16 protein-coding genes are annotated in these 14,775 nt (G+C 58.2%); 13 read left to right on the top strand and 3 right to left on the bottom strand.

Annotated features, from left to right (window positions below; translation table 11 throughout):
• Positions 1 to 192: hypothetical protein (locus tag ACIOZM_RS05265; protein WP_401210295.1), on the bottom strand; the 192-nt coding region annotated here is incomplete at its 3' end.
• On the opposite strand from ACIOZM_RS05265, the gene iolD reads away from it, so the two are divergent.
• From iolD to ACIOZM_RS05315, 10 genes are all read left to right on the top strand, one after another.
• Positions 170 to 2,101 carry a 3D-(3,5/4)-trihydroxycyclohexane-1,2-dione acylhydrolase (decyclizing) gene (gene iolD / locus ACIOZM_RS05270; protein WP_401210298.1) on the top strand — a complete coding sequence of 644 codons (1,932 nt, stop codon included), beginning with the start codon at positions 170 to 172 and terminating at the stop codon, positions 2,099 to 2,101. The two genes, ACIOZM_RS05265 and iolD, sit on opposite strands and share 23 nt — an antisense overlap.
• Positions 2,102 to 2,131: 30 nt before the next feature.
• Complete coding sequence (locus tag ACIOZM_RS05275) at positions 2,132 to 3,142, top strand: Gfo/Idh/MocA family protein (RefSeq protein ID WP_401210301.1); 1,011 nt, start codon at positions 2,132 to 2,134, stop codon at positions 3,140 to 3,142.
• A gap of 119 nt (positions 3,143 to 3,261) precedes the next feature.
• Positions 3,262 to 4,122, top strand: coding sequence for a sugar phosphate isomerase/epimerase family protein (locus ACIOZM_RS05280; protein ID WP_401210303.1), 861 nt, complete (start codon positions 3,262 to 3,264; stop codon positions 4,120 to 4,122).
• A gap of 160 nt (positions 4,123 to 4,282) precedes the next feature.
• Positions 4,283 to 5,320, top strand: coding sequence for a Gfo/Idh/MocA family oxidoreductase (locus tag ACIOZM_RS05285; RefSeq protein ID WP_401210306.1), 1,038 nt, complete (start codon positions 4,283 to 4,285; stop codon positions 5,318 to 5,320).
• Between the two features lie 127 nt (positions 5,321 to 5,447).
• On the top strand, positions 5,448 to 6,374 hold the full coding sequence (locus tag ACIOZM_RS05290; protein WP_401210308.1) for a sugar ABC transporter substrate-binding protein: 927 nt from the start codon (positions 5,448 to 5,450) through the stop codon (positions 6,372 to 6,374).
• A 70-nt stretch (positions 6,375 to 6,444) separates the two neighbouring features.
• On the top strand, positions 6,445 to 8,010 hold the full coding sequence (locus tag ACIOZM_RS05295) for a sugar ABC transporter ATP-binding protein (protein ID WP_401210311.1): 1,566 nt from the start codon (positions 6,445 to 6,447) through the stop codon (positions 8,008 to 8,010).
• A gap of 57 nt (positions 8,011 to 8,067) precedes the next feature.
• Positions 8,068 to 9,090, top strand: coding sequence for an ABC transporter permease (locus tag ACIOZM_RS05300; RefSeq protein WP_401210313.1), 1,023 nt, complete (start codon positions 8,068 to 8,070; stop codon positions 9,088 to 9,090).
• Positions 9,091 to 9,417: 327 nt separating this feature from the next.
• On the top strand, positions 9,418 to 9,822 hold the full coding sequence (locus tag ACIOZM_RS05305; protein ID WP_236485158.1) for a TraR/DksA C4-type zinc finger protein: 405 nt from the start codon (positions 9,418 to 9,420) through the stop codon (positions 9,820 to 9,822).
• A gap of 605 nt (positions 9,823 to 10,427) precedes the next feature.
• Positions 10,428 to 11,651 (top strand): methyl-accepting chemotaxis protein, encoded by a 1,224-nt coding sequence (locus tag ACIOZM_RS05310; protein WP_401210423.1) that lies wholly within the window; start codon positions 10,428 to 10,430, stop codon positions 11,649 to 11,651.
• 112 nt (positions 11,652 to 11,763) lie between these two features.
• On the top strand, positions 11,764 to 11,967 hold the full coding sequence (locus tag ACIOZM_RS05315) for a hypothetical protein (protein WP_401210315.1): 204 nt from the start codon (positions 11,764 to 11,766) through the stop codon (positions 11,965 to 11,967).
• 6 nt (positions 11,968 to 11,973) lie between these two features.
• Here the strand turns inward: ACIOZM_RS05315 and ACIOZM_RS05320 are convergent, their stop codons facing one another.
• Both ACIOZM_RS05320 and ACIOZM_RS05325 read right to left on the bottom strand, forming a co-directional pair.
• Complete coding sequence (locus ACIOZM_RS05320) at positions 11,974 to 12,210, bottom strand: DUF2789 family protein (protein ID WP_401210318.1); 237 nt, start codon at positions 12,208 to 12,210, stop codon at positions 11,974 to 11,976.
• A 32-nt stretch (positions 12,211 to 12,242) separates the two neighbouring features.
• Positions 12,243 to 12,518 (bottom strand): hypothetical protein, encoded by a 276-nt coding sequence (locus ACIOZM_RS05325; RefSeq protein WP_401210320.1) that lies wholly within the window; start codon positions 12,516 to 12,518, stop codon positions 12,243 to 12,245.
• Positions 12,519 to 12,944: 426 nt separating this feature from the next.
• On the opposite strand from ACIOZM_RS05325, the gene ACIOZM_RS05330 reads away from it, so the two are divergent.
• The 3 genes from ACIOZM_RS05330 (at position 12,945) to ACIOZM_RS05340 (ending at position 14,743) form a co-directional block, all read left to right on the top strand.
• Positions 12,945 to 13,394: a hypothetical protein gene (locus tag ACIOZM_RS05330; RefSeq protein WP_401210426.1), complete on the top strand. Its 450-nt coding sequence runs from the start codon at positions 12,945 to 12,947 to the stop codon at positions 13,392 to 13,394.
• 5 nt (positions 13,395 to 13,399) lie between these two features.
• Positions 13,400 to 13,597, top strand: a complete 198-nt coding sequence (locus ACIOZM_RS05335) for a hypothetical protein (RefSeq protein ID WP_401210323.1) — start codon at positions 13,400 to 13,402, stop codon at positions 13,595 to 13,597.
• Between the two features lie 129 nt (positions 13,598 to 13,726).
• Positions 13,727 to 14,743: an ABC transporter substrate-binding protein gene (locus ACIOZM_RS05340; RefSeq protein WP_401210326.1), complete on the top strand. Its 1,017-nt coding sequence runs from the start codon at positions 13,727 to 13,729 to the stop codon at positions 14,741 to 14,743.
• Positions 14,744 to 14,775 lie beyond the last annotated feature (32 nt).

Here is a 14,775-nt window from a genome sequence, read left to right on the forward strand (position 1 = left end):
AAAAATACCCCGTATATTCAAAATTCTTGGGCTTTTTTCAATTCCTCCACTACCACCTTGGTCGCGGGTGCCGGCTGCTATTTTTTTATTTTTTTTTTTAATAAAAAAAGATCGCAGCGTGCCGCAGCTCCTACAGAGATTGGCGGTTGCCTTTAAGAAAGGTGCAAGCATGACCACAACAAGACTGACCATGGCCCAGGCCCTGGTGAAATTTCTCGATAACCAGTACATCGAAGTCGATGGCGTGCAGAGCAAGTTTGTTGCCGGGATCTTCACGATTTTCGGTCACGGCAACGTGCTCGGCCTCGGTCAAGCGCTGGAGCAGGACAGCGGCGACCTGATCGTCCATCAGGGCCGCAACGAGCAGGGCATGGCCCACGCCGCCATCGGTTTCGCCAAACAGCATCTGCGCCACAAGATCTACGCCTGCTCCTCCTCGGTGGGCCCCGGCGCGGCGAACATGATTACAGCAGCGGCCACCGCGACGGCCAATCGCATCCCGTTGCTGCTGTTGCCCGGCGACGTCTACGCCAGTCGCCAACCGGACCCGGTGCTGCAACAGATCGAGCAGTTCCACGACCTGAGCATCAGCACCAACGACGCCTTCAAAGCCGTGAGCAAATACTGGGACCGGATCAACCGCCCCGAGCAGTTGATGACTGCTGCGATCCACGCCATGCGCGTACTCACCGATCCCGCCGAAACCGGCGCGGTGACGCTGGCGCTGCCGCAAGACGTGCAGGCAGAGGCCTACGATTACCCGGATTACTTCCTGCAAAAACGCGTGCATCGCATCGAGCGTCGACCGGCCACCGAAGCAATGCTCGGCGATGCGCTGGCGCTGATCAAAGGCAAGCGTAAACCGTTGCTGATCTGTGGCGGCGGGGTGAAGTATTCCGGGGCCAATGCCGCGTTGCAGGCGTTCGCCGAACGCTTCGGCATTCCGTTCGCTGAAACTCAGGCGGGCAAGAGTGCTGTGGTTTCCAGCCATCCGCTGAACCTTGGCGGCATCGGCGAAACCGGATGTCTGGCAGCGAATCTGCTGGCGCCCGAGGCGGATCTGATCATTGGTGTCGGCACTCGCTACAGCGATTTCACCACTGCATCGAAATCTTTGTTCAAGCATCCGGACGTGCAATTCCTCAACCTCAATATCAGCCCTTGCGATGCGCTGAAACTCGACGGCGTGCAGCTGCTGGCCGACGCGAAAACCGCTTTGGAGACCCTGAGCAACATTCTCGGCGACTACCGCGCCGAGTGGGGCGATCAGCCGCGTGAGGCCAAAGCGCAGCTGGACGCAGAGGTTGACCGGATTTATCAGGCCGAATACCAGACTCAGGATTTCGTCCCGGAAATCAACGACCACATGGACCCGGCGGTACTGCGCGAATTTATCGAGCTGACCGGTTCATGCCTGACCCAGAGCCGCGTGCTCGGCGTACTCAACGAAACCCTGGCCGATGATGCGCTGATCGTCGCCGCCGCTGGCAGCCTGCCCGGTGATTTGCAGCGCAGTTGGCGCAGCAAGGGCGTCAACACCTATCACGTCGAGTACGGCTATTCGTGCATGGGTTACGAGGTCAACGCTGCACTGGGCGTGAAGCTCGCCGAGCCGGATCGCGAGGTCTATGCGCTGGTCGGCGACGGCTCTTACATGATGCTGCACTCGGAGCTGGCGACCTCGATTCAGGAGCGCCGCAAGATCAACGTGGTGCTGCTCGACAACATGACCTTCGGCTGCATCAACAACCTGCAAATGGAACACGGCATGGACAGCTTCGGCACCGAGTTCCGCTTCCGTAACCCCGAGACCGGCAAACTCGACGGCGGTTTTGTCCCGGTGGATTTCGCCATGAGCGCGGCGGCCTACGGCTGCAAGACCTACAAAGTGAACACGGTTGCAGAGTTGCTGGCGGCGCTGGCCGATGCGCGCTTGCAGACGGTGTCGACCCTGATCGATATCAAGGTTCTACCCAAAACGATGATCCACAAATACTTGTCGTGGTGGCGGGTCGGTGTGGCGCAAGTGTCCACCAGTGCCCGCACTGATGCAGTCGCGAAAACCCTTAATGAACGGTTGGCCAAGGCCCGCCAGTACTGATTGTCCTGAAACCCGAAATGGAGAATGTTCATGTCTTTGAAGCTTGGCGTTATCGGTACCGGGGCCATCGGCCAGGATCACATCCGTCGTTGCAGCCAGACTTTGCTCAATAGCCAGGTCGTCGCCGTCACTGACATCAATTTGCAGCAGGCTGCCAAGGTTGTTGCCGATCTGAAGCTGACGGCCGAGGTCTACCCGGACGGTCACGCGCTGATCAAGGCGCCAGAGGTCGAGGCGATCCTCGTCACCTCGTGGGGCCCGAGCCACGAAGAGTTTGTGCTGGCAGCGATTGCCGCGGGCAAACCGGTGTTTTGCGAGAAGCCGCTGGCGGTCACCGCCGAAGGCTGCCGCAAGATCGTCGAGGCGGAAGTCGCCCACGGCAAGCGTCTGGTGCAGGTCGGTTTCATGCGTCCGTACGATGAAGGTTATCGCGCGCTGAAAGCGGTGATCGACAGTGGTCAGATCGGCGAGCCGTTGATGCTGCACTGCGCGCACCGCAACCCGAGCGTGGGCGAAAACTACAAGACCGACATGGCAATCACCGACACACTGATCCATGAACTGGATGTGCTGCGCTGGTTGCTCGACGACGATTACGTCTCGGTGCAAGTGGTGTTCCCGCGCAAGTCGAGCAAGGCGCTGGCGCATTTGAAAGACCCGCAGATTGTCCTGCTGGAAACCGCCAAGGGCACGCGCATCGACGTCGAGGTGTTCGTCAATTGCCAGTACGGCTACGACATCCAGTGCGAAGTGGTGGGGGAGACCGGCATCGCCAAACTGCCGGAACCGCAGCAAGTGCAAATGCGCAGCGGCGCCAAGCTCTCCAACGCGATTCTGATGGACTGGAAGGATCGCTTCATCGGCGCCTATGACGTTGAGTTGCAGGCGTTCATCGATAGCGTGCGCGCAGGGCAGGTCGGTGGCCCATCGGCATGGGACGGTTTCGCCGCTGCCGTTGCTGCCGACGCGTGCATTGAAGCCCAGAACAACGGTCAGATAGTAAAAGTAACCCTGCCTGACCGCCCACACTTCTACGGCTAACCCAATCCCTGTAGGAGCTGCGGCACGCTGCGATCTTTTGACGTTGTCTTTAAGATCAAAAGATCGCAGCGTGCCGCAGCTCCTACAGGGGATCGTGTCGATTCTGGGAGAACAAGAATATGCGCATCGCACTAGATCCCTACATGTACCGCAATCTGTCCCTCGGCAAGATGGTCGACAAGGTCGCCGAGCTCGGTTACGAACACATCGAACTCTCGCCCCGAGAAGACTTTCTGCCGTTCTACAAAGCCCCGCGCGTCGACAAGGCGCGGATCAAGGAGTTTCGCAAAGCCTTGAGCGACACCGGGGTCAAACTCTCTTCTTTATTACCGATGTACCACTGGGCCGCCGCCGACGAAGGCCTGCGTGTGGCCGCCGTGCGCAACTGGAAGCGAGCGATCCAGATTGCCGTGGAAATGGACTGCGAGCTGGTCAACACCGAATTCACCGGTCAGTCGGACAACCCGCTGGTGTGCGAAAACCAGTTCATGCGCTCGATGGACGAGCTGATTCCCGAGTTCGAACGCGAAGGCATCAAGCTCGATATTCAGGCGCACCCGTACGATTTCTGCGAGCGTAACAACGAGTCGGTGGACATCATTCGCGGGCTTGATCGTGACTGGATCAACTACCTCTACGCCGCGCCGCACACGTTTTTCTATGACGACGGCGTCGGTGACATTGCCTCGATGCTCAAGTACGCCGGGTCGAAACTCAGCCACTTGATCATCGCCGACACCTACAACCACAAGGCCTCGTCGGGGCTGCGCTACATCGTCAATCCGCCTGGCGTAACCGCCACCGTGCATCAGCATCTGGATATCGGCCAGGGTGAAGTTGATTGGGAGGCGTTCTTCAGCACCTTGCGCGAGATCAAGTTCGACGGCATCGCCACAGTCTCGGTGTTCGCCTGGGAAGACCGACCGGATGAGTCCAACCGGATGATGCTCGAACGGGTCAAAAGCGAACTCTGCCGCTGACCTTGCACGCAATACCTGTGGGAGCGAGCTTGCTCGCGAAGGCGTCAGTACAGTCAATATCGATGTCGCCTGACACATCGCTATCGCGAGCAGTCTCGCTCCCACAAAGGCCGCGAATATCCAACAAGCGGCTCACAGAACAATAAGAAGGAGTCGAATCATGCGTATCGGACTTGTCGGTTACGGCCATGGCGGCCGGTTTTTTCATGCGCCGCTGCTCAGCAGTCTGCCCGGTGCGACGTTTGCCGGTGTGGTCACTCGCTCCCCGGAGCGCCGACGATTGCTGGCCGCTGAATACCCGGGCGTAGCGGCGTTCGACAGCATCGGCCAATTGGTCGAGGCCGGCGTTGATGTGTTGGTGATTTCCACGCCGCTGAAGGGCCGTCCGGCGCTGGTGCTCGATGGTCTTGAGCATGGGGTGATGGTGGTCAGTGACAAACCCTTCGCTGCCGATGCGCATCAGGCGCAAACCCTGATCACCATGGCCGAGCGCCAAGGCGTGCGGCTCAGCGTTTATCAGAATCGACGCTGGGATTCGGACTTTCTCACCGTGCGCAAACTTATCGAGTCGGGTGCGCTGGGGCAGGTCACGCGTTTCGAATCACGGGTCGAACGCTACTCGCCGCAGTCGGTGAATAACGGCAGCGGCGGTGGTTTTCTGCGCGATCTGGGTAGCCATCTGGTAGATCAGGCGCTGTTGCTGTTCGGCCCTGTCAGGCAGGTGTATGCCGAGCTCGATTACCAGGACAAAGACCAGACCTACGACAACGGTTTTTTTGTCTCTCTGACCCACGCCAATGGGGTGGTCTCGCACCTGGGCGGCAGTTGCCTGCAAAGCACGCCGGGCCCGCGCTTTCGCGTCACCGGAACCCAGGGTTGCTACAGCGTAAATGGTCTCGACGGGCAAGAGGCTCAGGCGCTGGCCGGGCTCTCGCCAAAAACCGAGGGTGAACGTTGGGGCGTTGAGGAACATCGGCGCTGGGGTTGGTTTGAACACGCTGACGAACGCGAGCGCGTGCCGTCGGAGCGCGGTTGCTGGCAGCAGTTCTATCTGCAGCTACAAACCGCGTTACAGACTGGCGGCCCATTGCCGGTCGAAGCCCATGATGCACTGGCGACCACCCTGGTTCTGGACGCTGCGCGGCAGAGCTTCAAGCAACGTCAGGTGGTCGAACTGAGCCCGATTGGAAGCCATTGAATAAATTTAGAATAAAATTCTAAAATGAGTTGATATGGAAAATAAATTCCAATAGAGTCGATTTTGCCTACAGAAACCGTCACGACTGATCCATAAAACCAACAAGAAATGTGGAGAAAGACAGTTCATGAAGACTCATCTGCGTTTTGCCTCGCTGGCCCTGTCCTTGATGTTTGTCAGCGGCGCTGCCCTTGCCGATATGAAGATCGGCGTCAGCATGTCCCAGTTCGATGACACCTGGCTGACCTACCTGCGTGAATCCATGGACAAGAAAGCCAAATCCTATCCCGATGGTGTGCAACTGCAATTCGAAGACGCCCGCAGTGACGTGGTCAAGCAGTTGAGCCAAGTCGAAAGCTTCATCAGCCAGAAAGTCGATGCCATCGTGGTCAACCCGGTGGACACTGCCGCCACCCGGAAAATCACCGAAGCCGCCGTAAAGGCCGGCATCCCGCTGGTTTACGTAAACCGTCGCCCGGATGACCTCAAACTGCCAAAAGGTGTGGTCACCGTAGCCTCCAACGACCTGGAAGCCGGCGAAATGCAGATGCAGTACCTCGCCGAAAAACTCGGCGGCAAAGGCGAAATCGTGATTCTGCTCGGCGACCTCGCCAACAACTCCACCACCAACCGCACCAAAGGCGTCAAAGAGGTGCTGGCCAAGTACCCGAACATCAAGATCGAACAAGAGCAGACCGGCATCTGGCTGCGGGATAAAGGCATGACGCTGGTCAATGACTGGCTGACCCAGGGTCGCAAATTCGACGCTGTGGTTTCCAACAATGACGAAATGGCCATCGGCGCCGCCATGGCCCTGCAACAGGCCGGCGTCGAGAAGGGCAGTGTGTTGATTGCGGGGGTCGACGGCACGCCGGACGGCTTGAACGCAATCAAGAAAGGCAACATGGCGGTCTCGGTGTTCCAGGATGCCAAAGGTCAGGCAGACGGCTCCATCGACACGGCAGTGAAAATGGCCAGGAACGAGGCGGTTGAACAGAACGTCTGGGTACCTTATCGCCTGATCACCCCGGAAAACGTCGATACCTTCAAGTAATACGTCGGTTCAATAACAACAATAATCCTGCAGGGTTGCTGCCGCGACCTTGCTGATGGAGTACCTGAACATGTTCGCTTCAGCGACCGCTTCGAGCACCTCGTTGCTGGATATCCAGCCAACTGCAACACCTGTCGATGAGCCGTACCTGCTGGAGATCAGCAACATCAGCAAGGGTTTTCCCGGTGTGGTGGCTTTGTCCGATGTGCAACTGCGTGTACGTCCGGGTTCCGTACTGGCACTGATGGGCGAGAACGGCGCGGGCAAGTCGACGCTGATGAAAATCATCGCCGGCATCTACCAGCCCGATGCTGGCGAGCTGCGCCTGCGGGGCAAACCGGTGGTCTTCGAAACGCCGTTGGCGGCACTTCAGGCGGGGATCGCGATGATCCACCAGGAACTCAACCTGATGCCGCACATGAGCATCGCGGAGAACATCTGGATCGGCCGCGAGCAGCTCAACGGCCTGCACATGATCGACCACCGCGCCATGCACCGTTGCACCGCGCAACTGCTGGAGCGCTTGCGGATCAACCTTGACCCAGAGGAGCAGGTCGGCAACCTGAGCATCGCCGAACGGCAGATGGTCGAGATCGCCAAAGCGGTGTCCTACGACTCCGACATTCTGATCATGGATGAGCCGACCTCGGCGATCACCGAAAAGGAAGTCGCGCACCTGTTCTCGATCATTGCCGACCTCAAGCGCCAGGGCAAAGGCATCATCTACATCACCCACAAAATGAACGAAGTGTTCGCCATCGCCGATGAAGTCGCGGTGTTCCGCGACGGCGCCTACATCGGCTTGCAACGCGCCGACAGCATGGACGGCGACAGCCTGATTTCGATGATGGTCGGGCGTGAACTGAGCCAGTTGTTCCCGGTGCGCGAGAAGCCGATTGGCGATCTGCTGATGTCGGTTCGCGATCTGAAACTCGACGGCATATTTCAGGGTGTGTCGTTCGATCTGCACGCCGGGGAGATTCTCGGCATCGCCGGGCTGATGGGCTCGGGCCGCACCAACGTCGCCGAAACCATTTTCGGCATCACCCCCAGCGACAGCGGTGAAATTCGCCTTGATGGCCAAGTGGTGCGCATCACCGATCCGCACATGGCCATCGAGAAGGGTTTCGCGCTGTTGACCGAGGATCGCAAGCTCAGTGGCCTGTTCCCGTGCCTGTCGGTGCTGGAGAACATGGAGATGGCGGTGTTGCCGCATTACGCCGGTCACGGTTTCATCCAGCAGAAAGCCCTGCGCGCGCTGTGCGAAGACATGTGCAAGAAGCTGCGGGTGAAAACTCCTTCGCTGGAGCAGTGCATCGACACCCTGTCTGGCGGCAATCAGCAGAAAGCCTTGCTTGCCCGCTGGCTGATGACCAATCCACGAATTCTGATTCTCGACGAGCCGACCCGTGGCATCGATGTCGGCGCCAAGGCCGAGATCTATCGGCTGATTTCCCTGCTCGCCAGTGAAGGCATGGCGGTGATCATGATTTCCTCGGAGTTGCCGGAAGTGCTCGGCATGAGCGACCGGGTGATGGTCATGCACGAGGGCGACCTGATGGGCACCCTCAGTCGTGACGAAGCCACCCAGGAACGGGTGATGCAACTGGCCTCGGGCATGTCCGTGGTTCACTAATTGATGCCGGTGGTGGCTGCGGCCGGCACTGGCGGTGCGATAGAAGGGTGAGTGGTTATGAACGCGATACTGGAAAACAAGCCTGCAACGGCACCGACCAAGAGTCGTCGGCGCTTTCCAACCGAACTGAGCATCTTCCTGGTGCTGATCGGTATCGGTCTGGTCTTCGAAGTATTCGGCTGGATCGTCCGCGACCAGAGCTTCCTGATGAACTCCCAGCGTCTGGTGCTGATGATCCTGCAAGTGTCGGTGATCGGCTTGCTGGCCATCGGCGTAACCCAGGTGATCATCACCACCGGGATCGACTTGTCATCCGGTTCGGTGCTGGCGCTGTCGGCGATGATTGCCGCCAGTCTGGCGCAGACCTCGGATTTCGCCCGCGCAGTGTTTCCGTCGCTGACTGACTTGCCGGTGTGGATTCCGGTAATCGCCGGGCTTGGGGTCGGGCTGCTGGCGGGGGCGATCAACGGCAGTATTATTGCCATCACCGGGATTCCACCGTTCATTGCCACCCTCGGCATGATGGTTTCGGCACGCGGCCTGGCGCGTTTCTACACCGAAGGTCAACCGGTCAGCATGCTCTCCGACTCCTACACCGCGATTGGTCATGGGGCGATGCCGGTGATCATCTTTCTGGTGGTGGCGGTGATTTTCCACATCGCATTGCGCTACACCAAGTACGGCAAGTACACCTACGCCATCGGCGGCAACATGCAGGCGGCGCGCACCTCGGGGATCAACGTCAAGCGTCATCTGGTCATCGTCTACAGCATCGCCGGTCTGCTGGCGGGGCTGGCTGGCGTCGTGGCGTCAGCTCGGGCGGCGACGGGGCAGGCCGGGATGGGCATGTCCTACGAACTGGACGCGATTGCCGCAGCGGTGATTGGCGGCACCAGTCTGGCCGGCGGTGTCGGGCGGATTACCGGGACGGTGATCGGTGCACTGATTCTCGGGGTGATGGCCAGCGGGTTCACCTTCGTCGGCGTCGATGCCTACATTCAGGACATCATCAAAGGCCTGATCATCGTGGTGGCGGTGGTCATTGACCAGTACCGCAACAAGCGCAAACTCAAGCGCTGAAACCCTGAAAAACATGAAAATGCGCCACACCCGACCGGTGTGGCGCAGCCGTTTGTCTTCTATATACATCCGCTCGACTGAATTTCTTGCTATAAACGCACTCCGATAATCGCCGTGAAGCCTGTATCAGAGCAGTTTCCGGGCTTTGTCGGACAAATTTGCTGGATTTCCAGTTGCTGAGGCCTCAAGTCGGCCTTAGACTGCCGCCCCTCGTAAATTGAGTGCCGGGTGGCGTTTGCCATAAACGATGCCTTTCCGATGACCGAAGACGGTTTACCGGAACGCTCCCTTATTCGCCTTAATGCACGTTTTTTTATAGAGATATCAATGACAAAGGACAAGTTGCTGGCCATGCCGGCAGATGACTACATGAATGCCGAGCAACACGCTTTTTTCAGCGCGCTGTTGCAGAACATGAAAGTCGAAACCCACGAGCGCATTGAGCAGAACCGTATCGCCATTGAAAGCCTGGACACCCCGGCTGACCCGGCAGACGCGGCATCGGTTGAAGAAGAGCGCACCTGGCTGGTAAACGCGATTGATCGCGACCAGCGTATGTTGCCGCAACTGGAACAAGCCCTTGAGCGCATCAAGGAAGACAGCTTTGGCTGGTGCGACGACAGCGGCGAGGCCATTGGCCTGAAACGCCTGCTGATCAGCCCGACCACCAAGTACTGCATCGAAGCTCAAGAGCGTCACGAGCAGATCGATAAGCACCAGCGTCAGGCTTGATCCCTGAGACGACCCGCCATCTGCGGGCGTCCTGAAAAGATCGCAGCCTTCGGCAGCTCCTATATAGAGCGGCTGAAGGCTGCGATCTTTGCTTTTGCTCGTCTACGATATTTCACGTCGTTCCATTGACCTGCCACAGACCCACGACTAACGGACCATGGATAATGGCCTTGTAGTGGCGTTTAATGCAGTCACAATAATGAGAACAAGCGTGGGGTGTTGATATGACGAGAGATGGATCTCTGGTTGGGGCTTTGCCTGCACCAGTGCTTTTGCCGAAAAACCGCTGGCTTTCGCCGACCTTGCAGAGCATCGCCCTGATGCTGCTGTTAGCCGGTATGACGCTGGGTGGATGGTCGTTATACGTTGGCATGCCGTTGGCGGTGCTGATTGTCTGGCTGCCGCGCCTGCGCTCCCGTGCGACACCCGATGTGCAGCCTGCCGAGTCCGGCAATGCGATGTCCGAACTGACTCGCGACCTTTCCTACACCACCAGTCATAACGCGTTGTCGGCTGCCGGCGTAGCATTTTCTGTCAAGGAACTGGCCAGCAAGCTGCAATCGCAACTCGACGCCGCAGCGCGGATCGTCAGCAACGCCGAAGTCATGATTGCTACAGAACAGGCCACCTCGCAGCTCAGCCGCGATGCGCTGGAGGCTGCCAGCGAAGCTCATCACAGCAGTGCGGCGGGCCGAACTGAACTGATCGATTCGATTTCACGCATGCATCAACTCAGTCAACGCGCCAATGCCAGCCGGGAACTGATCGAAGCCTTGAGCCAGCGTAGCGACGACATTCAGCGCGTGACGCTGGTGATTCAGTCCATCGCCAGCCAGACCAATCTGCTTGCCTTGAACGCAGCAATCGAAGCGGCCCGGGCCGGCGAGCATGGCCGTGGTTTTGCGGTAGTGGCGGATGAGGTGCGCGGTCTGGCGGCGCGTACGGCATCGGCCACGGGTGAGGTGGGCGAGATGGTCGCGGATATCCAGCAGCGCACCGCGCAAGTGGTGGAGCAGATCCGCGAGTTGTCGGGCGACCTGCAAAGCGGCGTCGAGCAGGTCGAGCATACCGGCCAGCATCTGGAGAACATCGCCCGGTTGGCGGCGGGCGTGGAAAGTCAGGTCGGCGAGATCGCCCGTGGCGCGCAGACCAATCGTGAGCAACTCGACAGCCTGTTCAAGGCCATCGAGCAGATGCGCAGCGATCTGGCGATCAGCGACCAGCAGACGCGACGTCTGGCCGAAGCGGCAGTGCAGATGGAAGGGCAGGCGGAAACCATCAGCGAACGTCTGGCCGAAGTCGGTCTTGATGATTACCACCAGCGTATCTACGACCTGGCGCGTGAGGGAGCGAGTCAGATCGCCGCGCGTTTCGAGGCTGACGTCGAACAGGGGCGGATCAGCCTGGAAGATTTGTTCGACCGACAATATCAACCAATTCCCGGCACGCAACCGGCGAAGTTTCAAACGCGTTTTGATCGCTACACCGATCAGGTGCTGCCGGCGATTCAGGAACCGTTGCTGCCGCGTCACGAAGGGCTGGTGTTCGCTATCGCCTGCACGCAGCAGGGTTATGTGCCGACGCACAATCAGGCGTTCTGTCAGCCGTTGACTGGCGATGTTCAAGTGGACGCAGTGGGCAATCGCACCAAACGCAAGTTCGCCGACCGCACTGGAATTCGCTGTGGCAGTCATCAGCAACCCGTTCTGTTGCAGACTTATACCCGCGATACCGGTGAGCTGATGCATGACCTCTCTGTACCGATCATGCTCAAGGGCCGGCACTGGGGAGGATTGCGGTTGGGCTACAAACCCGAGAGTCCGCGCTGATCATTGTTACCGCATCTGTAACTGAGCTGTGCATCGTGGTTGCTGTTTCTGCTGCGTCGAAGTCATTAACATGCCGATATAGTTAGGCTGCTAATTAATTTCGGAGGTCAACATGCAGAGCAGAGTCGATGTTGCGGTGATGATTGGCAGCGGCGTGCCGGCCGGATTGCGCGCGATGGGGCAAAGCGTCTGTTGGGTTGTATTGCTCAACGGCGAGCGGCGCGGCACCGCGTTCGCCAGCCGGGACGAGGCGGAAGAGTGCAGGGCTGCCTGGCTCGCGCAATTGGAGACTGAGCACATGGGCAGCCTGCACTGACTGTTTTCAACGGCCGTCGTGCAGGCGTACGTTCAGTTCATCGACCAGAATCGCTTCCTCGCCATCAGCGCGTAGCCACTCTTTGAGTAGCTGTGCCTGGGACGGCGTCCAGAACCCGGCATCGATAAGCTTGGTGTTGGCATCCAGCGGATGCGCTTCGATGAAGTCATCGATTGCCGTACCTTCCGCAGGCAGCCCCAGTTGTTCGAACAGGGTTTTCAGATCAAATGCAGGCAGTTCCATCGTGTGCTCCTTGAAAGTGGTCGATCATTCTTTTATCTGAGGCGGTCGCCGCTCAGGAGTTCGATTCGCATTTCAAGAGAACGGGCGAGGGCGCAGGCTTCGTTATGATCTTCGCGGAAACCTCTTACGCGGCCGGTGGATGATTCTTTTATGTGAAAGAACGCGGTACCGGCCGGTACTACACGAAAGCGTGGTGCCGCCATGCCCGGTTCCATTGCAGACGACACCTGCAAAGCCGCGACATGCAGGATGTCAGTGGGCTTGATGCGCAAATCGGTGGACGGTACAAAGTGAGTAAGAGTGCACATATGAAGTCCTTTTCATGGGTTAGCCGACATTTACTGGTCGGTTCGAGTAGTCGTAACGAGCATCGCTGCTCTAGAATCGCCAGTACCTGTTGACGACAGTGCTTATCTAAAGCAATTTTTTACGTGCGATATGTCGGAAAAGTGCTTTTTTTCGTCAGTTTTTTCCTTAAAGTTTGTAGTCCGCCTTCTTTGGTCTTCAATGACGATTTTTCCTGCAAGGTTTGGCGAACATTGAGGCAAGTTTCGCGAGTGACTTTCCAGTAGTCTTACGAACCTCGCGACGATTGAGCGCTCTGCTCAATTCAGGCTTTTACTTGAGTCATTCGGCAACACCATCGGCCTGGCCGTTTTTTATGCCGTGCGCGTTTTCCGTGTACGGCTTTTTTCAGATGTGGGGATGGTTCTTTGGCAGTCAGTAATCTGGATATGCACGCTTTGTTCGTGCTGGGTGATTTGCGCGCAAAGCTGGTCAAGCTGTTTCAATCGCGTTTTGTCTACATCACCGAGCAGAATGCGGAAGGCATTTATGTCGCCGAAATCGACACCGAAAGCGCTTTGGTGGTCGATGACAAACCCGGGCTCAAGCTCAAGGTTGGCGATCACTTCAGCGCCTCGGTGCTGCCGAGTCGCGAAGGCGGAAAAATGGATATCCGTTTCCGCGAGATCAAATTGACCGTCTACGGTCTGGGCGATTACGCCTTTGTCACCACGGCGGACGGCGAAGCCATTCTGTTCAAGGAAGGCCACAGCGTGGTGACGGTATTTGCCGCGCACCAACAATTGCAGGAAGGCCTGACCAAGACCCTGAAGGCTGTTACCGGTAAAGCCGCGAAATGGCGCAAGGGCGAGTTGATCACTTTCAAAGCCAGCGAGTGAGCGGCGTGAGTCGCGCCGATTTCCACTCGCAGAACCTCGACCAGGCTCTTGAGGAAGCACAGCGTCTGTTCGCCGCCAAGGCGCAGATGCAGGGCGCCTGGCTGGGTTGGGTCGCGTCCGAGATCTACTCGTTGCGCCCTGCGGAATACGCCGGCATGGTCAGACGAGAGCTGCAACGCTTGCAGGAAATTTCTGAAAAGTAGTCCGCGCACTTCGTATCACGCTTAAAAAGCAGGAACCTCTACTACAGTCAGATGACTTAAGTATTCAGAGGCTTGTCGGTCTTCTGTAGACCATCCTGCCATTGCTGTGAACCGCACGAGGTGCAATGCATGAACGGATTTCAACAGCTTGTTGCCGCCAGTCTTGCCACATTCGGCTTGTTGACGTCGGCGTCGGCGGTCAACGCTGCGCCAGCGCCGATCCATTTTGCCGACCTGAACTGGGAGAGCGGCAGCCTGATCAGCGAGGTTCTGCGGATCATCGTCGAGAAGGGCTACGGCCTGCCGACCGATACCTTGCCCGGGACTACCATCACACTGGAGACCGCACTGGCCAACAATGACATTCAGGTCATTGGCGAGGAGTGGGCCGGTCGCAGCCCGGTGTGGGTCAAGGCGGAAGCCGAAGGCAAGGTCATCAGCCTGGGCGACACGGTCAAGGGCGCTACTGAAGGCTGGTGGGTGCCGGAATACGTGATCAAGGGCGATCCGGCCAAAGGCATCAAACCGATGGCGCCCGATCTGCGCAGTGTCACTGATCTGGCGAAATACAAGGACGTGTTCAAGGACCCGGAAAGTCCGAGCAAGGGGCGCTTCCTCAACAGTCCGATTGGCTGGACTTCAGAGGTGGTCAACAAGCAGAAACTGACGGCTTATGACTTGCAGGATGACTACACCAACTTTCGTAGCGGTTCGGGGGCGGCGCTGGATGCCGAAATCACTTCGTCGATCCGTCGCGGCAAACCGGTGCTGTTTTACTACTGGTCGCCGACGCCGTTGCTCGGCAAGTTCAAACTGGTACAGCTGGAAGAGCCGCCATTCGATGCCGAAGCGTGGAAGACCCTGACCGACGCTGACAATCCCAATCCGAAACCAACCCGTTCGCTGGCGTCGAAGCTGTCGATTGGCGTGTCTACGCCGTTCCAGAAAGAGCATCCGGAAATCGTAGCGTTCTTCAGTAAAGTGGATTTTCCGATTGATGCGCTGAACAAGGCATTGGCCGAGATGAGCGAGAAACACACCGCGCCTCGGGATGCGGCGCAAGCCTTCATGAAGGCGCATCCGGATGTGTGGCAGGCGTGGTTGTCCAAGGATGTGGCGGACAAGGTTTCGGCTGATCTGAAGTAAAAGGCGCCTGTACGGGCCTCATCGCGAGCAGG

The organism is Pseudomonas sp. NPDC087346 (assembly GCF_044744235.1).
Taxonomy (GTDB): Bacteria; Pseudomonadota; Gammaproteobacteria; order Pseudomonadales; family Pseudomonadaceae; genus Aquipseudomonas.

Coding starts and splice junctions, on each gene's coding strand:
- iolD (WP_401210298.1), top strand. CDS start 170: ATGACCACAACAAGACTGACCATGGCCCAGGCCCTGGTGAAATTTCTC.
- ACIOZM_RS05275 (WP_401210301.1), top strand. CDS start 2,132: ATGTCTTTGAAGCTTGGCGTTATCGGTACCGGGGCCATCGGCCAGGAT.
- ACIOZM_RS05280 (WP_401210303.1), top strand. CDS start 3,262: ATGCGCATCGCACTAGATCCCTACATGTACCGCAATCTGTCCCTCGGC.
- ACIOZM_RS05285 (WP_401210306.1), top strand. CDS start 4,283: ATGCGTATCGGACTTGTCGGTTACGGCCATGGCGGCCGGTTTTTTCAT.
- ACIOZM_RS05290 (WP_401210308.1), top strand. CDS start 5,448: ATGAAGACTCATCTGCGTTTTGCCTCGCTGGCCCTGTCCTTGATGTTT.
- ACIOZM_RS05295 (WP_401210311.1), top strand. CDS start 6,445: ATGTTCGCTTCAGCGACCGCTTCGAGCACCTCGTTGCTGGATATCCAG.
- ACIOZM_RS05300 (WP_401210313.1), top strand. CDS start 8,068: ATGAACGCGATACTGGAAAACAAGCCTGCAACGGCACCGACCAAGAGT.
- ACIOZM_RS05305 (WP_236485158.1), top strand. CDS start 9,418: ATGACAAAGGACAAGTTGCTGGCCATGCCGGCAGATGACTACATGAAT.
- ACIOZM_RS05310 (WP_401210423.1), top strand. CDS start 10,428: ATGATTGCTACAGAACAGGCCACCTCGCAGCTCAGCCGCGATGCGCTG.
- ACIOZM_RS05315 (WP_401210315.1), top strand. CDS start 11,764: ATGCAGAGCAGAGTCGATGTTGCGGTGATGATTGGCAGCGGCGTGCCG.
- ACIOZM_RS05320 (WP_401210318.1), bottom strand. CDS start 12,210: ATGGAACTGCCTGCATTTGATCTGAAAACCCTGTTCGAACAACTGGGG.
- ACIOZM_RS05325 (WP_401210320.1), bottom strand. CDS start 12,518: ATGTGCACTCTTACTCACTTTGTACCGTCCACCGATTTGCGCATCAAG.
- ACIOZM_RS05330 (WP_401210426.1), top strand. CDS start 12,945: ATGCACGCTTTGTTCGTGCTGGGTGATTTGCGCGCAAAGCTGGTCAAG.
- ACIOZM_RS05340 (WP_401210326.1), top strand. CDS start 13,727: ATGAACGGATTTCAACAGCTTGTTGCCGCCAGTCTTGCCACATTCGGC.